The following is a 20219-nucleotide window of genomic DNA, read 5'->3' on the forward strand; positions in this document are numbered from 1 at the left end:
ATCTAGTTATGCACTAATTGAGAATTTTCTTCTCTCTTTCTTAGCCTTCTTTATGCCTTCGCGGTTCGTTTCAATTTAGAAATGCTACCATTTGAAATCAGCTAGGGGTGCCTGCAATTTCCAGGCTGAGACAGTCCCTTAGAACCTGAGACTGGGTAATACCAGCGGAGGGAAGCTGTAAATAGAGGTAAAAAAATAATGCGGACAGACTGGATTGCCAAGCGACGCGGGCAAAGCAATGTATCTCAGATGCACTACGCCCGTCAAGGTGTAATTACAGAAGAGATGGAGTACGTAGCCAAACGGGAAAACTTACCTGCTGACTTAATACGGGAAGAAGTAGCGCGGGGAAGAATGATTATCCCAGCCAACATCAACCATACCAACTTAGAGCCAATGGCGATCGGCATTGCTTCTAAGTGTAAAGTCAACGCCAACATCGGCGCTTCCCCCAACTCCTCCGACTTAGCCGAAGAAGTAGCCAAACTCAAGCTAGCGGTAAAATACGGCGCAGATACAGTCATGGACTTATCTACAGGCGGCGGTAACTTAGACGAAATTCGCAGCGCCATCATTCAAGCCTCACCCGTACCCATTGGCACAGTACCAGTTTACCAAGCCTTAGAAAGCGTACACGGCAAAATAGAAAGCCTCACACCCGATGACTTTTTGCACATCATCGAAAAACACGCCCAGCAAGGAGTAGATTATCAAACTATCCATGCAGGGATATTAATCGAGCATTTGCCCTTAGTGCGCGATCGCATTACCGGAATTGTATCGCGCGGTGGCGGTATCTTAGCGCGGTGGATGCTGCACCACCACAAACAAAATCCGCTTTACACTCACTTTAACGACATCATCGAAATCTTCAAAAGATACGATGTTTCTTTCAGCTTAGGCGATTCCCTGCGTCCTGGCTGCACGCACGATGCTTCTGATGCGGCGCAACTAGCCGAACTCAAAACATTAGGACAACTAACTCGCCGCGCTTGGGAACACGACGTACAAGTGATGGTAGAAGGTCCTGGACACGTCCCAATGGATCAAATCGAGTTCAACGTCCGCAAGCAAATGGAAGAGTGTTCGGAAGCACCTTTCTATGTATTAGGACCATTGGTAACTGATATTGCTCCTGGCTACGACCATATTACCTCGGCAATTGGGGCAGCAATGGCAGGGTGGTATGGTACGGCAATGTTGTGTTACGTGACTCCTAAAGAGCATTTAGGCTTGCCAAACGCTGAGGATGTGAGGAATGGGTTGATAGCTTATAAAATAGCGGCTCACGCGGCTGATATTGCCCGCCACCGTCCTGGTGCAAGAGATAGAGATGATGAGCTATCAGAGGCTCGTTACAACTTCGACTGGAACCGTCAATTCGAGCTATCTTTAGATCCAGAACGCGCTAAGGAATACCACGACGAGACTTTACCAGCAGACATTTATAAAACTGCTGAATTTTGCTCGATGTGCGGACCTAAATTCTGCCCGATGCAAACGAAGGTAGATGCAGATGCGCTGACAGAACTAGAGAAGTTCCTAGCTAGAGAAACAGTTAAAAGTTAGTAGGAACGCAGATACACGCTGATAAACGCAGATGAAATACATAGGCTGTTGAGGAAATCACTCATACGCTTATGTAAGAAGTTAATTGATTAAAGGGTGAGGAATCTACGTTCCTTTACCCTTTAATTTGTATTTAACTGGTCACTGGTTACTGGTCACTGATTCAGTGGCAGCTAATAGTTAAAGTATGGTGGCGCAATGAGTGCATTGAATCGTGGGCGGCGGGGTATGTAGAAAAGTACACCGTCCACAGAGTTAGGGCGCACAGCGCAGTGTAAAGGGTTAATTGTACGGGTAAAGATAAAGTCCAGTTTATTGCCCGTTGCCCAATGCGATCGCTAATTATTGTTGCTCTCATTTGTGTTCCTCGCACATTTATATAGAGTTTTTCTATCGGTAGGCATCCTGACTTAGAGATTGCGCCTCATTACAGTTGCGGAACAGCGCCGGACTTGCACCGAACTTTCCCTATTACTTCTAGCGGCTGGTTCCCGCTAGAACCGATCTATAGTAAGGCATTATTCTAGCACCGTTGCGATCGCCAAAACTACAAGTAGAATGTATTGCTAATTAGCCACTACGACTACCAACTTATTTTGGTGAGGAAAGTTGATATGTGTACAGTTTGTTTGCTAACTTCTGCTTTGATGATGTTTACGCCAGCAGGAGATGAGGTAAAGCCAGCGCAAGTTTCGGTGGCGCAAGAAACTCAAGGGGCGATTGTCGAAATGGTTGAGGATTTGCCTAAGTCTTCAGACACTACGTTATTGCGCCAAGGGCTATTAACTTTGCATTCACGCTTGGGAACTACCAAAAATGACACCCAAGCCCAAAATGTAATTAATAACGAACTCAGTGCTTTATCTCAACGGCTGACTAATTCACCCCATGCTGAGGAAGTAACGGAATTATTAGAAGATATGTTGATTGAAGATGAACCAGAACCAGAACCATTAGTTAAAGGTGTAAAGTACGCACCTAACAAGCCGCAAGCAAAAACAAACAACTGGGGTTGGTTGCGCTAAGTAGTTAAGTGTTTGAAAAAAGGTTAAAGGGATTGAATTTTCCTTCACCCTTTAACCCTTCCCCACACAACATCACAAATCTACATAGGTTTTTATCTGCGTTCATCTGCGCGGCAGGTGCTACAAGTCGGGCATTGCCCGCTTTGGGCGTACTGCCTTGTCCATCTGCGTTCGCGTTCGCCCATAACTACTTAAGGATTTCTTCTAACTGGTGCTGATTCCACAGCGATTGATATAACCCTGATTGTTTAACTAATTGGGCGTGAGTACCAGATTGAACAATCTCTCCTCTATCCATGACAAAAATTCTATCGGCTGTAGCTGCGGCTGATAGTTGGTGAGAGATAAATACAACTGTTTTGCGTTTAGTTCCTTGAGAAAGGTTATTTAAGATATCTGTTGCTGTCTGATTATCAACGCTAGAAAGAGCATCGTCTAGTATGAGTACGGGTGCATCTACTAGCATGGCTCTAGCAAGCGCTGTACGCTGCCTTTGTCCGCCCGATAGGGTGATACCGCGTTCGCCAACAATTGTCTTGTACTGCTGCGGGAAATTGAGGATTTCTGCGTCAATTTGGGCTTGTTTGGCGCTGTATTCTACCTCATCTTGTTCGCTGGTAGGGTCGCCATAGCGGATATTATTCTTGATTGTAGTGCTAAACAGGAAACTATCTTGAGGTACGTAAGCGATCGCTTGTCGCAATGATGCTAGCTCAATTTGCGTAATATCTTTACCATCTAAGAATAATTGCCCAGATTCGATATCTAATAAGCGGGGAATAGCGTTGGCTAAAGTTGATTTACCCGAACCGATGGGACCCACAATAGCAACAGTTTCGCCAGGTGCGATCGCAAAGCTAACATTATTTAACGCCGGAGTAGTTGTACCAGGATAGGTAAAACTGAGATGTTGGGCTTCTAGCTTACCTGTAACTTGTTCTTTGGCTAACTGTATAGCTTGAGGCGAGTTTTGAATTTTGGGCGTGACGGTTAAAATAGCCTCAATGCGGTCAATACTTACTTCACCGCGTTGGTAAGCTGTAATAGTAAAGCCGAGTAGGGCTGTCGGAAATACCAAACGTTCTACATAGATAAGTAGCGCTAAGAAGTCACCGACGCTAATTGCTCCAGAAATAATTTGCGTAGAACCAAGCCAGAGTAATATCAGTAAACTAATATAAGCAAGTCCGCCAACTAAGGGAAATAATGTATTGCGAGTTTTGGCAAGTTGAAGATTTGCTCTAAGTAGCTGTAAGTTGTTTTTGTGGAAAGCGCGGCGTTCGTTTTCTTCTTGAGCGTAGATTTTAATTAGCGCAATCCCGCTCATGTCTTCTTGAATTAACTCGCTGACATCAGAAAGTTCTTCTTGAACTCGTGCTTGCTCGTTCCGCAAGCGATCGCTAAATAGCTGCACTACAATTAGCATCAGCGGATATATAGCTAAAGTCGCTAAAGTTAGCTGGACGTTAATTGCTAGCATTACTGGCAAAGTTAGGGCGTAAGCAAATATCGTATTTGCCAAACTCAGCACTGCAAAGCCTAACAATCGTCTGATATTTTCTACATCGCTAGTAGCGCGGTTAATTAAGTCTCCGGCTGTATTTAAGGCAAAGTAAGCTGGCTCTAACTTAAGTAAGTGTTGAAAAATCTTTTGCTTGAGATCGAATTCTACTTGTCTGCCTACTCCAAATAAAGCAATGCGCGATACCATGCGAATTACCCACATTACAGAACTGAGGGCGATTATTAGCAAGACATAGCGTAATATTTGGTTGAAATCGAAACTAATTTGCAGTTTATCGACAATTTCGCGGATTAATAAGGGAATATAGATGCCGATAGCATTGACAATCAACAGAGCAACAATCCCTACAGTTGTTGTTCGCCAATGAGGGCGGAGATAAGATGCAAGTTTAGCAATTCTTGAACTTTGAGACATTACAGCAATTGAGGAACTATAACAATCCTAAAGCGATCGCCATAGTTCTTGTCTTCTAGCTAAAGAGCAGATCGTTGAACGCTTCGCTCTAATTCGTAATTCGTAACTACAATCAGTGAAAACTTGAACTCTTTACTAACTGTAGACTGCCAAATATAAGATTGTGGTGGGGGCTTGTACCCATTAATTACGAATTATTTTGGTGTAAATTATCTTTAATATGAATAAAAAGCACTGGCGCTGAAGGTAGAAAGGAATAATCGCTATGTCTGGAGAAACTATTTTAGTTACGGGTGGAGCGGGGTATATTGGCTCCCATGCGGTACTAGCACTAAAAAGGGCTGGTTATGAAGTTATCGTCCTTGATAACTTAGTTTACGGGCATCGAGATATAGTCGAGCAGGTGCTTCAAGTAGAGTTGATTGTCGGAGATATTAACGATCGCCTTTTACTCGATAAATTATTTTCCCAGCGCCAAATCGATGCTGTAATGCACTTTTCCGCTTATGCTTATGTCGGCGAATCAGTTACCGATCCGGCAAAATACTACCGCAACAATGTCATCGGGACGGTAACTTTATTAGAGGCGATGATTGCGGCAAAAATTAAAAAGTTCGTCTTTTCTTCTACTTGCGCTACTTACGGCGTACCTCATACCGTACCAATTGCTGAAGACCATTCGCAAAACCCAATTAATCCCTACGGCGCTACTAAACTTATGGTGGAGCGGATTTTGCAAGACTTCGCTCCTGCTTACGATTTAAAATCTGTGAGTTTTCGCTACTTTAACGCCGCAGGAGCAGATCCTACAGGTATCTTAGGCGAAGATCATAACCCCGAAACTCATCTTATTCCTTTAGTATTGATGGCGGCTTTGGGTAAACGCGACTCTGTATCAATTTTTGGTACTGATTACCCTACAGATGATGGTACTTGCATCCGCGATTATATTCACGTCACAGACTTAGCCGAAGCTCATATTTTAGGATTGGAATACTTATTAAAAGGTGGCGATAGTGCCATATTTAACTTAGGTAACGGCAATGGTTTTTCCGTTAAACAGGTAATTGATACAGCAAGGCAAGTTACAGGGCAAGATATTAAAGTGAATTTAAGCGATCGCCGTCCTGGAGATCCGCCAATATTAGTTGGTAGTAGCGATAAAGCTAGAAATATTTTAGGCTGGGAACCGAAGTACCCAGCCATAAAAGAAATATTGACTCATGCTTGGCAATGGCATCAACAAAGACATCATTAGTAAGCTTACAAGATGAAGTACGAACTAACCTTTCATGCTTCATGCTTGAGGTACAGCCAGAATCGGTACATTTTGTACCTCCCAGCCAACCTTGAGCAAAAAATCAGACTATTTATTTGCTTAAAACGCGCCGACTCTAGCAACTAGGACGTAAATAGTTTTGAAGATAACAATTAGATCGTAGAGAGGATGCCATTGACTTTGATAGCGCAAGTCTAGATTAACGATTTCCTCAAAATCTTTGATGCTAGAGCGACCGCTGATTTGCCATTCGCCTGTCATCCCAGGCTTAACATCTAGGCGCTTCCAATGACGCTCGTTGTAGAGAGCTACTTCATCAGCGGTAGGGGGACGGGTTCCCACCAAACTCATTTCGCCAACTAAAACGTTCCAAAATTGAGGTAGTTCGTCTATACTCGTGCTTCTTAAGAGCTTACCTACTCTAGTAACGCGCGGATCTTGCTTGTTTTTGAAGATTAACCCTGAAGCTTCGTTTTGCACCTGGTTTTTGAGCGCATCAGCATTAGTAACCATCGAACGGAATTTGCGGATGCGAAAAGTGCGCCCTTGCAAACCGTACCGCTCTTGACTGTACAATATTGGTCCTGGGCTATCTAGTTTGATCGCGATCGCCACTGGGATAAATATTAACCCTAGAATCGTCAGCCCTACTAAACTGCCGACAATATCTAGAAAACGCTTGAATACAGATGATGCCGAAGGATGCGGGGACAACTGCGGCTCCGCCGACTGGGATACTGCCGCGTTTAATGCAGTGGGGAACGGCGTTTGATACATCGTCATAACTGACCTGCAATAATGGAACCGTAGAATTACGTATGATTACTTTGAATATAGACTCCGATCGAGCCTTACTGACAGTGTTTTGGCTTACCTTGCAGAATCTTCATCTAACGATACTGGGATTCTCTAGTTTTGTAAAGTTTATGTAAAGCATTTTTGGGGAATTTATACGTAAGTAACATAAGCTACTAAAACATCTCGCAAATTGAGTTGGCAACGTTTAGCTAACACAGTAGCCAATACGCTTAAAAATTGTAGTGTTCCAGCATACCTATTGCTCAAATTATGAATTTACCTAATTTGATTACGTTATCTAGGCTACTTGTACTGCCAATCTTACTTTATTGCTTGACATCACCAACTAGAGAAACACGCATTTTTAGTATGATTATTTTTTTGGTTGCTGCAGCTACAGATTGGCTAGATGGGTACTTAGCAAGAAAACTCAACCAAGTTAGCGAACTAGGCAAGTTTCTCGATCCGTTAGTCGATAAATTGCTGATTTTAGGTCCAATGCTGGCTTTAATTGAACTAGGACAAATACCAGCTTGGGGCGTATTTTTAGTGTTGGCGCGGGAATTAACCATTGCTGGCTGGCGCGTTACGCCAAGCATGACAGGGACAACAGCAGTTGTGGGGGCAAATATTTGGGGTAAACTCAAAACTATCTGTCAAATAGTAGCGATCGCCCTCTTAATTGCACCGTTACCGGAAAACTGGGCGATCGTAGCAATAACTGCTTTTTGGATTTCCGTACTTCTTACCTTGATTTCTGGCGCTATTTATGTATTACCTGCTCAGCAACAGCCAGTTAAAAATTAGGTGCGATCTGCCAATATTTGTTCATCTACAGAAAAATCAACTTGTGCTTTATCTCTTCCTGAAGCCAGGTAATCGTTAGCAAAAGCATCTTTCAAGCCAGAAATTAGATCGTACTGGGGTTTCCAGTCAAGTTCGCGTTTAGCTTTATCGATAGCAGCGAAAAAGTGCTGCAAGCGGAAGGGAAAGGCTTTCTTCTTGCCAAAATCAAACTTTTTGGGGTCGTAATGGATAATTTGCAGACTTTCTGGTTGTTTGCCAGCAGCCAAAGCACAGGCACGAGCTAAATTATCGAAAGTAACATAGCGATCGCCAGATACGTTATAAATTTGCCCAATAGCTTGCCTAGAGCCTAGTACGCGCGTCATCGCTGCGGCTAAATCTTGGACGTGACCTAATTGGGTAATATGCAAGCCATGACCAGGAATGGGGATAGGGCGATCGCGCACAATCCGGTCAAAAAACCAGCCTTCAAGCTCGTTATAATTTTGGGGACCGTAAATATACGTAGGACGAATAGAAGTAAAAGGCATCCCGCTTTGAGCCAAATAAGCTTCAGTTTCATGTTTACCCTTGTGGCGGCTTTTGGGATCGACAGCATCGCCTTCAACGTGGGGTAATTCCATACCAGGGAGGTAAACGCCAGCAGAACTCATATAGACAAAATGTTGAACTTTGCCGTTGAAAATTTCCGCCAGAGGTTGAGTATCGCTTAATTCGCGCCCGTTGTTATCAAAAATTGCCTCAAAATGTTCGGAAGATAACTTTTCTTGCAATTCAACAGCAGAAGTGCGATCGCCAGTAATTGTTTTTACGCCCAGAACAGGTGCGGGATGATTACCACGATTGAACAGTACCACTTCATGTCCTTGAGCGACTAACAACTTAGTCAGGTACACGCCGATAAACCGCGTCCCGCCCATAATTAAAATTCGCATATCTCGATGCCCTATACTGACTGCAAGATCGAGGGTAGCAGTTTGTGCGATCGCTTCTACAGACCGTTTAATCAAACTATGTCCGAAAAATTATACTTTTAAGATTAAAACAAAACTCTTCAACTTTTAACCTTTGCCACAATGAAATATGCCCTGATCCATGAATGGTTAACACCGAAAGCTACAGGCGGTTCCGAACTTGTCGTTCGAGAGATACTTAATTGCCTGGAAGCAGATTTGTATGCCTTAATTGATTTTGAATCGACTAATCCCCAAAGTTATTTATATGGGCGAGAGATCGGCAAGACATTTCTCCAGCACTTACCTAGAAGTCAAAACGGCGTACAAAAATACCTGCCATTATTACCAATAGCCATCGAGCAATTAGACTTACGCGCTTACGATATCATTCTTTCTTCATCCCATACAGTCGCCAAAGGAGTGCTAACCAGCCCTGCTCAGATGCACGTTTGTTATTGCTATACGCCCATGCGTTTTGCTTGGGATTTAACGTTTGATTACTTGCACAGCAACCGGATGGGGCGGGGTTTGCCAGGAATATTAACTAGGTATTTACTGCACCGACTGCGCCAGTGGGATATTTTAACAGCTAACAGAGTTGACTACTTCATCGCCACCTCCCAAACTACAGCGCGGCGGATTTGGCGCTGTTACCGTCGCCCTGCAACGGTAATTTACCCGCCTGTGAATATTGACAGGTTTCCGTTGCAAAGTGCTAAACAAGACTTTTACGTTACTGTTTCCCGCTTAGTCAGTTACAAGCAAGTAGCTTTAATCGTGCAAGCTTTCAACCAACTTAAGCGCCCGTTAGTTGTAATTGGTGGCGGACCAGAGCTTAGTAAGATCCAGAAACTAGCACAGCCAAACGTCCAGATTCTAGGAGCGCAACCGGATGCAGTGGTAGAAAAATATATGTCTGAAGCCAAAGCCTTTGTGTACGCTGCTTACGAAGATTTTGGCATTGCAGTTGTAGAGGCTCAAGCTTGCGGTACGCCAGTAATTGCTTATGGGGCTGGGGGCGCGTTGGAAACGGTGCGAGATATACGCCAGCATCCATCGGGAACTGGGTTATTTTTTCCCGCGCAGACTGTAGAAGCTTTAGTAGCAGCAGTAGAGACATTTGAAGAACTCGCTAAAAATTTTCATCCTGAGTTAATTCGCGATCGCGCAAGCCAATTTGCTCCTACAATCTTTCAAAAGCGTTATTTAGATTTTGTGGAAAATTCATGGCAGCAATTTAAGAAACAGTGACCAGTGACCAGTGACCAGTGACCAGTTAAGTTTTGGTTGTTTTAATGGAGGTTATAAAATTAAGCCTTAATTGGGATTTTTACAGAATTAAATTACTAATTTTTGGTAGAAGTCGCGTATGATCCCTGTTAAAGTTGCTCGATTATAAGCTCCAAAGGCTTTAAAATCGGGACTATGTGTGGTGTGGATTGTGTTAAGGAGTATGATGACTGCCCATTCACTCCTCTTTGGCAAGCGATTGCGGGCTTTTGTGAAGCGTGGTCAAGTTTCAGTGCGACACGATGACAAGTGGAACGAGCGGACGAATCAATTAGTCCGAGTAGCTCCGCGCGTGGCGAGTGCTGCTGAACCACCTTTGACTTCAAGGCGACGTAGTTCGAGAAGTCTTAGCCTGTATCCTTTGGACAAAGAGTTAACTAAGCGAATATTCGACATTGTTTTTTCTTTGCTAGTGCTAATTTTGTTTTCTCCAGTGTATTTGTTGCTAATTTTGGCGATCGCTTTAAGTTCCTCTGGTCCAATTTTTTACAGCCAAACGCGAGTTGGCAAAGATCGCCGACTGTTTAGTTGTATTAAATTTCGGACGATGGTTAACAATGCTGACGAAATGTTGCTGGAATTGATGGAAACATCGCCGCTATTGCGTCAAGAGTTTGAAGATAATTTCAAGCTCAAGCAAGATCCGCGAATCACTAAAATTGGCAGATTTCTCCGCTTGACTAGCTTAGATGAGTTTCCCCAATTTTGGAATGTTTTGAAAGGAGATATGAGTGTTGTCGGTCCGCGACCTTTAGTAGTCGAAGAACTGCCGAAATACGGCTGTTCGATTGACAAAGTTTTGACGATCAAGCCAGGAATTACCGGATTGTGGCAAGTGTCTGGGCGCAATGATATTCCCTATCATCGCCGCGTCCAAATAGACGTTTACTATGCCAACTTTCACAATTTTTGGTTGGACTTATGGATAATTGTCAAAACAGTAGGTGTGGTGTTTGTACCGAAAAATAATGGTGCTTATTAATGTAAGCATACTTAGTAGATTCGGCTAGGACAATACACGGCAAATAAACTAGATGCAGCCTGGCTTGACTGGGAGTTTTGGGCTGGGCGATCGCCTTAGGTTCACAGCTACTACACACAAGTTAAGTCATGTAATATTATATACATAGTTTGACAAGCTCAATATATGCAGGGAAAAAGCAATTACAGCTAAGAAAACTTGCTTATAAAAATTCATAAATTTATAAATTCGCAGTAGTAGTAAATAAATATTGATTGGAAACTTAGCGTTCATCTGCTAAGTTGAATCAGGAATAAATCGTCAATAACCATAGAAGGATACACAGAATGGAGCAACAGAAGCGGGCGTTAATTACAGGAATTACAGGACAAGATGGCTCGTATTTAAGCGAATTATTATTAGAGAAGGGTTATGAAGTTCACGGGATAATTCGCCGCACTTCAACCTTTAATACAGATCGCATCGATCATATGTACGAAGACCCTCACAAACAGGGAGTACGTTTATTTTTACACTATGGCGACTTAACCGACGGCACAACCTTAAGAAGAATTTTAGAAGAAGTAAAGCCAACAGAAATATATAACTTAGGAGCGCAATCGCACGTTCGGGTCAGTTTTGACTCGCCAGAATACACTGTAGATGCTGTAGGGATGGGGACGCTGCGTTTATTAGAAGCAATTAGAGACTACCAACATCGTACTGGCATAGAAGTCAGATTCTATCAAGCAGGCTCTTCAGAGATGTATGGTTTAGTTCAAGAAGTACCGCAGAAAGAAACGACCCCGTTTTACCCGCGCAGTCCTTACGCCTGTGCCAAAGTGTACGCTCACTGGCAGACAATTAACTATCGGGAATCTTATAACTTATTTGCTTGTAACGGCATATTATTCAACCACGAATCGCCGAGGCGAGGCGAGACATTTGTCACGCGCAAAATTACTAGAGCGATCGCCCGCATAGTAGCAGGTCAGCAGAAAAAACTCTACATGGGCAACCTCGATGCGAAAAGAGATTGGGGTTATGCCAAAGACTACGTAAAAGCTATGTGGCTAATGCTACAGCAAGATAAGCCAGACGACTATGTAATTGCTACAGGCGAAACTCACTCAGTACAGGAGTTCCTAAATTTAGCTTTTGGCTACGTCAATTTAGACTGGCAAAAATACGTCGAGTTTGACGAGCGCTACCTCAGACCTGCAGAAGTAGAATTATTAATTGGCGATCCGAGTAAAGCACGCCAAAAACTAGGTTGGGAACCGACAGTTACCTTCCAGCAATTAGTCGCGTTGATGGTAGAAGCTGACCTCAAAGCATTAGGTCATGGATCAACTGATGGCAATGGCAGTCAGTTAGCTGGAGATTTAGCCACAATTCGCCAACAAATCGGTAATCAATTTTAATTAACTTTATTAGCCCTAATCGTGAAATTACCTTTTGCGATTAGGTAATTATTAGGTGCAAGCATCTACTCCTAATGCCCAGCAATCTATTATCAAAACTATAAAATCATGACCTTAGATTTACAAACCAAACGAATTCTGGTCACAGGTGGAGCAGGATTTTTAGGTCGCCAAGTAATTGCCCAGTTAGTTCAAGCTGGCGCAGATAATAACAAAATTACAGTAACGCGATCGCAAACTGACGACCTGCGCGTTTTAGCTACTTGCCAGCGCGTTGCCGAACACCAAGATATTATTATTCACCTCGCTGCTCATGTAGGCGGTATTGGTTTAAACCAAGTCAAGCCAGGAGAATTATTTTACGACAACCTGATGATGGGCGTGCAGCTAATTCACAGCGCCTATCAAGCTGGGGTAGAAAAATTTGTTTGTGTAGGGACAATTTGCGCTTATCCTAAATTTACCCCCGTACCTTTTAAAGAGAACGATCTGTGGAACGGCTACCCCGAAGAAACTAACGCCCCCTACGGCATTGCCAAAAAAGCTCTCTTAGTCCAACTGCAAGCTTATCGGCAGCAATACAATTTCAATGGCATTTACTTATTACCAGTAAATTTGTACGGTCCTGAAGATAATTTCAAGCCCGATAGTTCTCATGTCATTCCTGCTTTAATTCGCAAAGTTCACGAAGCGCAGCAACGGGGAGATAAACAGCTACCTGTCTGGGGTGATGGTTCGCCGACGCGGGAGTTTCTCTACTCTGAAGATGCGGCACGGGGTATTGTGATGGGTACGGTAGGCTATAACGACGCGGAACCTGTGAATCTGGGAACGGGCTATGAAATTTCGATTCGCGACTTGATTAGTTTAATTTGCGAATTAATGGATTTTGATGGCGAAATTGTCTACCAAACAGATAAGCCCAACGGTCAACCGCGCCGTTGCTTGGATACCGAACGAGCAAAAAAAGCTTTTGGTTTTACCGCGCAAGTAGATTTTACCCAAGGGCTAAAAAATACGATCGCCTGGTATCGCCAAAACGCTAGTTAGGCAAACGAGCGACTTTATGGAGGTGAGATTTGTCTTGCGTCCTGCTAAATAATTAAATGTCTCCTTACAAAGCACAGTTACGCCGACGGCTGTTACAACAGCGTCAAGCAATGTCAAAAGAAGACTGGCGGCAAAAAAGCGATCGCCTTTGCCAGCATTTAGAGCGATCGCCTTTTTTTACGGCTGCCAAAACTGTCTTAGCTTATTTTAGTTTTCGCCAAGAACCTGACCTAAGTCCTTTATTTACAACCGCACGTCAGTGGGGATTTTCTCGCTGCGTTGGCGATGTTTTGGTTTGGCATAGCTGGGAATTTAACCAACCTCTGCACAAAAATGCTTATGGTATTTTTGAACCCTTGCCATCGGCTCCTATTTTGCTGCCAGAAATGGTAGATTTAATTCTCATTCCGGCTGTTGCCTGCGACGAGCGCGGCTATCGTTTGGGTTATGGCGGGGGTTATTACGATCGCTTGCTTGCTTCGCCGCAATGGGCAACCAAGCCAACTATAGGAATTGTCTTTAATGAGGCTTTTTTACCTTGTTTGCCTGTCGAGTTATGGGATAAACAGTTATTAGGAGTTTGTACGGAATTTGGTTTTAAAACTTTGCAAAAAAAGCTTTGATTTTTATCGATTGCCGCGCAACGGACGATTGTCCGCTGCGCTCCAACCACATACTTTTAACAAGCATTTGGTTAGACCAATACAATTACTATAGTATGACATTGTTATTACATAAGTCAAGCATATTTACATTAGTAAATAATTGATTTTCAGATAAGAACAAAAGCATTTTGAGATGAGTTTGCGTGTAAGTTAAACGAAGTATAGTTGAGGTCAAAATGGCAGTAGAAAGTAAAAAACTTGAGTTAATAAGCCACAAACAAAAAATTAATAGATGGGGAAACTTGTGGATGTATGGATTATTATTAGCGATCGCGCTGATAATGTTATTTCCGCTGCTATGGCTAATAAGTACATCGTTAAAATCGCCAGCAGAAAATATATTTCAATTTCCGCCGCAGTTGTTGCCAAGTCAGCCTACATTGGCTAATTACGTGCGCGTGTGGCAAACTAATCCATTTGGGAGGTACTTATTTAACTCAACAGCGATCGCCCTATTAACAGTAGGATTAAACTTGCTATTTTGTGCCTTAGCAGCATACCCATTAGCGCGGTTAAACTTTCGAGGTAGGGAAGTAATTTTCAGCCTAATTGTGGCGACAATTATGATCCCCTTTCAAATCGTCATGATTCCCTTATATATCCTCACAGTAAAGCTCAACATTACAAACACTTACATCGGCATTATTTTTCCGGCAATTGCATCGGCATTCGGCATATTTTTACTACGTCAAGCATTTGCATCTGTACCCAAAGAAATGGAAGAAGCAGCGCGTATGGATGGGTGTTCTGAATTAGGTTTGTGGTGGTTTATTATGCTGCCAGCTATTCAACCTGCTTTAATGACACTAGCAATATTTGTATTTATTGGTTCTTGGAGCGATTTTTTGTGGCCCTTAATAGTATTAAATCGCCCAGATTTATACACCTTACCCTTGGGAGTTGCTAACTTAGCGGGGACTTTTTCTCTAGATTGGCGGTTGATTGCCGCAGGATCGGTAATTTCCATAGCCCCAGTATTAATAATGTTCCTATTTTTACAGCGATACATAGTACCTACAGATGCAGGTAGCGGCGTAAAAGGATAAACGAAGATATTTATCGATAAAATAACGAACTGTAACAGAATGCAAAGTATAATGAGACCGAGAAACACTTATAAAATCTAAAAACAAACTTATAGATGCGAGTAGCGATCGCTGGGGCAGGTTTAGCCGGACTGTCCTGCGCCAAATATCTCACTGATGCAGGTCACACGCCGATAGTCTTGGAACGCCGAGACGTATTAGGCGGCAAAGTGGCAGCATGGAAAGACGCAGATGGCGACTGGTACGAAACTGGCTTGCACATTTTTTTTGGGGCTTACCCCAATATGTTGCAGCTATTTAAAGAATTAGACATAGAAGATCGATTGCAGTGGAAAGAACACTCAATGATTTTCAACCAGCCCAACGTACCAGGAACTTACAGTCGCTTTGACTTCCCAGACTTGCCAGCACCAGTAAATGGCGTAGCAGCAATTTTGGGTAACAACGATATGCTCACTTGGGCAGAAAAGATTCGCTTCGGGATTGGGTTAATTCCGGCGATGGTTCAAGGGCAAAAGTACGTAGAAGCGATGGACAAATACTCGTGGTCGGAGTGGATGAAAAAACAAAATATCCCGCCCAGAGTAGAAAAAGAAGTCTTCATCGCCATGTCCAAAGCGCTGAACTTTATCGACCCGCAGGAAATTTCCGCAACTATTTTGCTGACAGCCCTAAATCGTTTTTTGCAAGAAAAGAACGGTTCTAAGATGGCGTTTTTGGATGGTGCGCCCACAGAAAGATTGTGTCAGCCGATGGTAGATTATATTACCGAGCGGGGCGGAGAAGTTAGACTAAACGCACCCCTAAAGGAATTTTTACTTAACGCTGATGGCTCGGTAAAAGGCTTTTTGCAGCGGGGTTTAGATGGATTAGAAGATGAAATAATCGCAGCGGATATGTACGTCTCAGCAATGCCTGTAGACCCCTTAAAAGTCATGTTACCTGGCGAGTGGAAAAAATTAGAATTTTTCCAGCAATTAGATGGCTTAGAAGGAGTACCAGTCATCAACGTACATATGTGGTTTGACCGCAAGCTGACGGATATCGACCACTTATTATTTTCTAGGTCGCCCTTACTGAGCGTGTACGCGGATATGAGCAATACTTGCCGCGAGTATGCAAATAGCGATCGCTCGATGCTGGAATTAGTATTAGCACCAGCTAAAGATTGGATTAATAAATCCGATGAAGAAATTATTGCCGCGACGATGGGCGAATTAGAAAAATTATTCCCCGACCATTTTGGCGGTAGCGAAACAGCGTCATTGCTGAAATACCACGTCGTCAAAACGCCGCGCTCCGTGTACAAAGCAACTCCAGGTCGCCAGCAGTACCGCCCCAGCCAAACAACTCCGATTAAAAATTTCTTTTTAACTGGAGATTACACCATGCAACGTTACTTAGCGAGTATGGAAGGAGCCGTACTTTCTGGTAAGCTGACAGCGCAGGCGATCGCATCGTCTGCCGAAAAAGCTAATTTAACTGACCGCATACAAACGCCCATCCAGACTGCAACGAATGCTGCAACTGCCTGAATCTCCCTGCATGAGAAAGTTGGTTTCTGTAGAGGATGCCTACGAAATTTGCCGCCAAATTACGGCAAAGTATTCCAAAACTTTTTACCTCGGTACGCTGCTGATGAGCCAGCAAAAGCGCCGAGCAATTTGGGCAATATATGTATGGTGTCGCCGCACCGATGAATTAGTCGACGGTCCGGCGGCAGCACTTACTACCCCAGAAACTTTAGCAATATGGGAAAAACAGTTAGAATCGCTATTTGCAGGTCAACCGCTAGAAGACCCAGATGTAGCATTAGTTGATACGATTCAACGTTTTAGGCTGGATATTCAACCGTTTCGAGACATGATTGCCGGACAGTTAATGGATCTGTACCGCAGTCGTTACCAGACCTTTGAAGAACTAAATTTGTACTGCTATCGCGTTGCTGGCACTGTAGGCTTAATGTCAACGGCAGTAATGGGTGTAAATGGCGGGTACAACACAGCTGCATGGAATCAAGGGCAAAAACCACCAGACCCAACTCCAGAAGCAGTTACGCTTGGCATTGCCAATCAACTAACAAATATTCTCCGCGACGTGGGTGAAGACGCACGTAGAGGCAGAATTTATTTACCTCTAGAAGACTTAGCAAAGTTTAACTATACAGAGCAAGACTTATTTAAGGGCGTAATTGACGATCGCTGGCGGGAACTGATACGCTTTCAAATTCGCCGCACGCAAGAATTTTACCACCAAGCAGAAAAAGGGATTAGTCATCTAGCGCCCGATGCCAGATGGCCCGTATGGGCATCTTTAATGCTATATAGTCAAATTTTGCAAGAAATTGAGCGCAACGACTACGACGTATTCCAAAAGCGGGCATACGTACCAAGTTTAAAGAAAATGCGCTACTTACCTGTAGCTTGGCTAAGATCCCAAGCGCTGTAATTCAGTGACCAGTGACCAGTAACCAGTAACCAGGTAGAAGAGGAAGCGGAAAATACTCTAGTCTAAGTAGCTGATAATTAATGACTGTTGCTGATGAAACAGTTAATCTCTCAGACAATTAACAGTAACTAGGTGCTGTTTCTTAACTGGTCACTGGTCACTGGTCACTGTTAAACTGCCCCTTGCATCTTCCTCAAAAACCTGTTAGAGTGATTATTGCCTTAGACTGGAGAGGTGGCTGAGTGGTCGAAAGCGACAGATTGCTAATCTGTTGTACGGCAGGTAACTCCGTACCGAGGGTTCGAATCCCTCCTTCTCCGTTTTATTAACATTTTTGGCGGCTCTAGTTGAGAATCCCGTTCGTTGACACAAGTGTGCAAATGAATTTAGGGATAAATCAGCCAAGAGTCGGAGATATGTATGTCTAAACGTAATGTAGCGATCGCTTTTAGCTGCGGGTTGCCAAGCGAAAACGAATATTGGTAGCAAAGAAGCTAACATTAGTCCAGCCACTATGGTTTAAAATCTAGGTCATTTACAAAATCTTGTAAATGAAGATGATAAATCAGCGAGGAGTTCGAGATATATATGTCTAAACTTAATGTAGCGATCGCTATAGCAGTAGCGACATTTTTGGCTGCGGGTTGCCAAGCCAATACTCAAACTGGAGAAACTAGCAATAGTCCTGGAACTTCTGCCACGCCAGCAGGCAATACTAATAGTAGCGGACTCAAAATTGGTTCCTTATTGCCGCTAACTGGTGACTTGTCTACTATTGGGCAACAAATGGCAAGTGCGGTTCCTTTATTAGTAGAAAAAGTTAATGCGTGCGGTGGGGTTAATGGCGAGAATATAAGCTATATCTCTCAAGACGATCAAACCGACCCAGTAGCAGGCACTAGCGCGATGACGAAGCTATCTGAAGTTGATAATGTTGCTGGGGTAGTTGGTTCCTATGCAAGTAGCGTTTCTAGCGCTGCTGTCGGCATAGCTGCTCGCAACAAAGTTATGCTAGTTTCTCCTGGTAGCACTAGCCCAGTATTTACCGAACGAGCTAAAAAAGGTGAATTTAATGGTTATTGGGCGCGGACTGCTCCTCCAGATACTTATCAAGCACTTGCCTTAGCTCAACTCGCTAATGAAAAAGGTTTTAAACGAGTTTCGACTGTAGTCATCAACAATGATTACGGAGTTGGGTTTGAAAGAGCATTTGTCAGTGCTTTCAAAAAATTGGGAGGAACAGTAGTTAACGAAGCCAACCCTACTCGTTACGACCCTAAAGCAACTACATTTGACACTGAAGCTGCTGCTGCTTTTGCCAATAAACCAGATGCAGTAGTGGCAGTGCTATATGAAGAAACAGGCAGTTTGCTCCTCAAATCTGCTTACCAACAAGGCGTAAGCCAAGGCGTGCAAGTGATGCTCACCGATGGCGTGAAGTCTGTGAACTTTCCGCCCAAGGTAGGTAAAGCTAATGATGGTAAGTTTATCGTCTCTGGGGCGATCGGTACAGTACCAGGCGCAGACGGTAAAGCTCTAAAAACACTAACTACGCTATGGCAGGATACAAAAAAGCAGCCCCCAGGAGAATATGTACCGCAAACTTGGGATGCAGCGGCACTTTTGACCTTAGCAGCCCAATCTGCTAAAGCAAATACAGGCGAAGGTGTCCAAAGCAAAATTCGTGAAGTTGCCAATGCTCCAGGCACAGAAGTCAGCGATGTTTGTCAAGGTCTGAAACTGCTACGCGAGGGTCAAGATATCAACTACCAGGGAGCTAGTGGCAACGTAGATATCGATGCCAACGGAGATGTCGTAGGAGTTTACGATGTCTGGACGGTAACAAACGACGGCAAATTGGATGTTACAGGTCAAGTCAGTCCCAAGTAGAGACGTAGCAGTGCTACGTCTAAAAATAGCCGGATAGCAGGAAAAACTTTCGTAAGTAGGGGGAGGCAGGGAAAGATCCCCCTGCCCCCTTGTCCCCCTATCCCTTCCTACAGCCCTAGTCCGCTAAAGTTATAGCCGACTCCAATAGCTAAACCGACATCAGTCTCATCGGCAATACCTACGTTGACAGCCGCATTAGCTGTAAATTGGCTATTTAAAGGTACATCTATACCACCAGTTAATAGCAAGCCAATATTATCGTTATCACCTGTAGCGATAGAGACACCCGCGCCGACGTAAGGCGCTAGCGGTAAGACTTCTTCTAGAGCTTCTGCTTGACGAATAGAAAAGTCGTAAGTCAAAGGAATCAAAAATGTAGCATCATTGCCTAAAACAACAGAAGGACGTACTGCGATATTGCGAGTAAGTCCAATTTTACTAATAATTGTAAAATTGCCATCGCCTAATGCTGTATCGCCGCTCAAACCAATATTACCGCCGATACCGATATAGCTAGAGCCGCCACGAGTCGCTCTACCAGGATCTACAGGAAGTTGAGCTACTTCTGAATCGTTATTTTGGGCAACAGTGCGATCGCTTGGAGGAACTGTAGGCGCGATCGCACTGAGACTACGAGCAGAGGTTTCTGTAGTACCAGGATGAGGCGCTACATTTGCTGCTGAATTATTTACATCAGTTGGTACAGAAGCAACGAGGGTAGAAGGCAATCGCTTCTCTGCTGTAACTTGAGTATCAGGCGCAGGGGCGATCGCTATTTGCTGGGGAGCATTCAAAAAAGCATCTGCAGATGTTGGCGTACTAGAGCGCGAATACTCAGCAATCTCATCAGCTAACTGAGACGATGCTTCTACATTGCTGCTATTGTCTGGCATTTCAGCTTGAGCAGACAATTGCGCGTTCATAATAACAATGCTAGTTAAAGCCGTTACACTCAATCCCAATCCCATCCATCGCCAGAAGACGTTTTTCATATCCACTCCTCATGCACTTATAGCTAAAAAACGCAAGCTGTGTTTTATAGTGACTTTCGTCAGTATTTAACGAATAACAC

At 43.7% G+C, this 20219-nt stretch carries 18 protein-coding genes, 1 tRNA gene and 2 riboswitches; of the genes, 14 read left to right on the forward strand and 5 right to left on the reverse strand.

Going from position 1 to position 20219, the window contains the following annotated elements; all coding sequences use genetic code 11:
• Nucleotides 1–93 precede the first annotated feature (93 nt).
• A riboswitch (TPP riboswitch) is annotated at nucleotides 94–190 on the forward strand.
• Nucleotides 191–198: 8 nt separating this feature from the next.
• Nucleotides 199–1569: a phosphomethylpyrimidine synthase gene (gene thiC, locus UH38_RS15865; RefSeq protein ID WP_045055646.1), complete on the forward strand. Its 1371-nt coding sequence runs from the start codon at nucleotides 199–201 to the stop codon at nucleotides 1567–1569.
• A gap of 163 nt (nucleotides 1570–1732) precedes the next feature.
• Here thiC and UH38_RS25485 read toward each other — a convergent pair whose 3' ends face one another.
• Complete coding sequence (locus tag UH38_RS25485) at nucleotides 1733–1927, reverse strand: CbtB domain-containing protein (RefSeq protein WP_072044935.1); 195 nt, start codon at nucleotides 1925–1927, stop codon at nucleotides 1733–1735.
• Nucleotides 1928–1947: 20 nt separating this feature from the next.
• Nucleotides 1948–2089: riboswitch (cobalamin riboswitch) on the reverse strand.
• A 94-nt stretch (nucleotides 2090–2183) separates the two neighbouring features.
• Here UH38_RS25485 and UH38_RS15870 point away from each other — a divergent pair.
• Nucleotides 2184–2594 (forward strand): hypothetical protein, encoded by a 411-nt coding sequence (locus tag UH38_RS15870; RefSeq protein WP_045055647.1) that lies wholly within the window; start codon nucleotides 2184–2186, stop codon nucleotides 2592–2594.
• A gap of 187 nt (nucleotides 2595–2781) precedes the next feature.
• Here UH38_RS15870 and UH38_RS15875 read toward each other — a convergent pair whose 3' ends face one another.
• A complete protein-coding gene (locus UH38_RS15875; protein ID WP_045055648.1) occupies nucleotides 2782–4533 on the reverse strand; it encodes an ABC transporter ATP-binding protein in 1752 nt (583 codons plus the stop codon).
• Nucleotides 4534–4798: 265 nt separating this feature from the next.
• Here UH38_RS15875 and galE point away from each other — a divergent pair, with 265 nt between their 5' ends.
• Nucleotides 4799–5791, forward strand: a complete 993-nt coding sequence (gene galE, locus UH38_RS15880; protein WP_045055649.1) for a UDP-glucose 4-epimerase GalE — start codon at nucleotides 4799–4801, stop codon at nucleotides 5789–5791.
• A gap of 120 nt (nucleotides 5792–5911) precedes the next feature.
• Here the strand turns inward: galE and UH38_RS15885 are convergent, their stop codons facing one another.
• On the reverse strand, nucleotides 5912–6589 hold the full coding sequence (locus tag UH38_RS15885; protein ID WP_045055682.1) for a sugar transferase: 678 nt from the start codon (nucleotides 6587–6589) through the stop codon (nucleotides 5912–5914).
• A gap of 291 nt (nucleotides 6590–6880) precedes the next feature.
• Here UH38_RS15885 and pgsA point away from each other — a divergent pair, with 291 nt between their 5' ends.
• On the forward strand, nucleotides 6881–7417 hold the full coding sequence (gene pgsA / locus UH38_RS15890; protein ID WP_045055650.1) for a CDP-diacylglycerol--glycerol-3-phosphate 3-phosphatidyltransferase: 537 nt from the start codon (nucleotides 6881–6883) through the stop codon (nucleotides 7415–7417).
• On the opposite strand, the gene UH38_RS15895 is transcribed toward pgsA, so the two are convergent.
• Nucleotides 7414–8352 carry an NAD-dependent epimerase/dehydratase family protein gene (locus tag UH38_RS15895; protein ID WP_045055683.1) on the reverse strand — a complete coding sequence of 313 codons (939 nt, stop codon included), beginning with the start codon at nucleotides 8350–8352 and terminating at the stop codon, nucleotides 7414–7416. The two genes, pgsA and UH38_RS15895, sit on opposite strands and share 4 nt — an antisense overlap.
• 141 nt (nucleotides 8353–8493) lie before the next feature.
• Between UH38_RS15895 and UH38_RS15900 the strand changes: the two genes are divergently transcribed.
• The 10 genes from UH38_RS15900 to UH38_RS15945 all read left to right on the forward strand — a co-directional run bounded on the left by UH38_RS15900 (nucleotide 8494) and on the right by UH38_RS15945 (nucleotide 19147).
• Nucleotides 8494–9624: a glycosyltransferase gene (locus UH38_RS15900; RefSeq protein WP_045055651.1), complete on the forward strand. Its 1131-nt coding sequence runs from the start codon at nucleotides 8494–8496 to the stop codon at nucleotides 9622–9624.
• A 205-nt stretch (nucleotides 9625–9829) separates the two neighbouring features.
• A complete protein-coding gene (locus tag UH38_RS15905; protein ID WP_045055652.1) occupies nucleotides 9830–10645 on the forward strand; it encodes a sugar transferase in 816 nt (271 codons plus the stop codon).
• A 326-nt stretch (nucleotides 10646–10971) separates the two neighbouring features.
• Nucleotides 10972–12048 (forward strand): GDP-mannose 4,6-dehydratase, encoded by a 1077-nt coding sequence (gene gmd, locus UH38_RS15910; RefSeq protein WP_045055653.1) that lies wholly within the window; start codon nucleotides 10972–10974, stop codon nucleotides 12046–12048.
• A gap of 108 nt (nucleotides 12049–12156) precedes the next feature.
• The gene (locus UH38_RS15915; RefSeq protein WP_045055654.1) at nucleotides 12157–13098 is read left to right on the forward strand and encodes a GDP-L-fucose synthase family protein; all 942 of its coding nucleotides are present in this window, start codon (nucleotides 12157–12159) and stop codon (nucleotides 13096–13098) included.
• 56 nt (nucleotides 13099–13154) lie between these two features.
• Nucleotides 13155–13721 (forward strand): 5-formyltetrahydrofolate cyclo-ligase, encoded by a 567-nt coding sequence (locus UH38_RS15920; protein WP_045055655.1) that lies wholly within the window; start codon nucleotides 13155–13157, stop codon nucleotides 13719–13721.
• A 290-nt stretch (nucleotides 13722–14011) separates the two neighbouring features.
• The gene (locus UH38_RS15925; RefSeq protein ID WP_407640456.1) at nucleotides 14012–14809 is read left to right on the forward strand and encodes a carbohydrate ABC transporter permease; all 798 of its coding nucleotides are present in this window, start codon (nucleotides 14012–14014) and stop codon (nucleotides 14807–14809) included.
• 95 nt (nucleotides 14810–14904) lie between these two features.
• Complete coding sequence (gene pds, locus UH38_RS15930) at nucleotides 14905–16344, forward strand: 15-cis-phytoene desaturase (protein ID WP_045055657.1); 1440 nt, start codon at nucleotides 14905–14907, stop codon at nucleotides 16342–16344.
• Nucleotides 16328–17257 (forward strand): 15-cis-phytoene synthase CrtB, encoded by a 930-nt coding sequence (gene crtB, locus UH38_RS15935; RefSeq protein WP_045055658.1) that lies wholly within the window; start codon nucleotides 16328–16330, stop codon nucleotides 17255–17257. The genes pds and crtB overlap by 17 nt, the downstream gene beginning before the upstream one ends.
• Nucleotides 17258–17485: 228 nt before the next feature.
• Nucleotides 17486–17577 (forward strand) — tRNA-Ser (locus tag UH38_RS15940).
• 268 nt (nucleotides 17578–17845) lie between these two features.
• On the forward strand, nucleotides 17846–19147 hold the full coding sequence (locus tag UH38_RS15945; RefSeq protein WP_045055659.1) for an ABC transporter substrate-binding protein: 1302 nt from the start codon (nucleotides 17846–17848) through the stop codon (nucleotides 19145–19147).
• A gap of 107 nt (nucleotides 19148–19254) precedes the next feature.
• Here UH38_RS15945 and UH38_RS15950 read toward each other — a convergent pair whose 3' ends face one another.
• Nucleotides 19255–20139: a hypothetical protein gene (locus tag UH38_RS15950; protein ID WP_072044936.1), complete on the reverse strand. Its 885-nt coding sequence runs from the start codon at nucleotides 20137–20139 to the stop codon at nucleotides 19255–19257.
• Nucleotides 20140–20219 lie beyond the last annotated feature (80 nt).

This window comes from Aliterella atlantica CENA595, assembly GCF_000952155.1.
Taxonomy (GTDB): Bacteria; Cyanobacteriota; Cyanobacteriia; order Cyanobacteriales; family Chroococcidiopsidaceae; genus Aliterella; species Aliterella atlantica.

Excerpts from the sequence above, each read along its gene's own strand:
- UH38_RS15895 (WP_045055683.1), bottom strand. The coding sequence starts at position 8,352 with ATGCGAATTTTAATTATGGGCGGGACGCGGTTTATCGGCGTGTACCTG.
- UH38_RS25485 (WP_072044935.1), bottom strand. The coding sequence starts at position 1,927 with ATGAGAGCAACAATAATTAGCGATCGCATTGGGCAACGGGCAATAAAC.
- UH38_RS15945 (WP_045055659.1), top strand. The coding sequence starts at position 17,846 with ATGTCTAAACTTAATGTAGCGATCGCTATAGCAGTAGCGACATTTTTG.
- pgsA (WP_045055650.1), top strand. The coding sequence starts at position 6,881 with ATGAATTTACCTAATTTGATTACGTTATCTAGGCTACTTGTACTGCCA.
- UH38_RS15925 (WP_407640456.1), top strand. The coding sequence starts at position 14,012 with ATGTATGGATTATTATTAGCGATCGCGCTGATAATGTTATTTCCGCTG.
- UH38_RS15905 (WP_045055652.1), top strand. The coding sequence starts at position 9,830 with ATGACTGCCCATTCACTCCTCTTTGGCAAGCGATTGCGGGCTTTTGTG.
- galE (WP_045055649.1), top strand. The coding sequence starts at position 4,799 with ATGTCTGGAGAAACTATTTTAGTTACGGGTGGAGCGGGGTATATTGGC.
- UH38_RS15900 (WP_045055651.1), top strand. The coding sequence starts at position 8,494 with ATGAAATATGCCCTGATCCATGAATGGTTAACACCGAAAGCTACAGGC.
- UH38_RS15875 (WP_045055648.1), bottom strand. The coding sequence starts at position 4,533 with ATGTCTCAAAGTTCAAGAATTGCTAAACTTGCATCTTATCTCCGCCCT.
- UH38_RS15920 (WP_045055655.1), top strand. The coding sequence starts at position 13,155 with ATGTCTCCTTACAAAGCACAGTTACGCCGACGGCTGTTACAACAGCGT.
- crtB (WP_045055658.1), top strand. The coding sequence starts at position 16,328 with ATGCTGCAACTGCCTGAATCTCCCTGCATGAGAAAGTTGGTTTCTGTA.
- UH38_RS15885 (WP_045055682.1), bottom strand. The coding sequence starts at position 6,589 with ATGTATCAAACGCCGTTCCCCACTGCATTAAACGCGGCAGTATCCCAG.
- UH38_RS15870 (WP_045055647.1), top strand. The coding sequence starts at position 2,184 with ATGTGTACAGTTTGTTTGCTAACTTCTGCTTTGATGATGTTTACGCCA.
- UH38_RS15915 (WP_045055654.1), top strand. The coding sequence starts at position 12,157 with ATGACCTTAGATTTACAAACCAAACGAATTCTGGTCACAGGTGGAGCA.
- thiC (WP_045055646.1), top strand. The coding sequence starts at position 199 with ATGCGGACAGACTGGATTGCCAAGCGACGCGGGCAAAGCAATGTATCT.
- pds (WP_045055657.1), top strand. The coding sequence starts at position 14,905 with ATGCGAGTAGCGATCGCTGGGGCAGGTTTAGCCGGACTGTCCTGCGCC.
- gmd (WP_045055653.1), top strand. The coding sequence starts at position 10,972 with ATGGAGCAACAGAAGCGGGCGTTAATTACAGGAATTACAGGACAAGAT.
- UH38_RS15950 (WP_072044936.1), bottom strand. The coding sequence starts at position 20,139 with ATGAAAAACGTCTTCTGGCGATGGATGGGATTGGGATTGAGTGTAACG.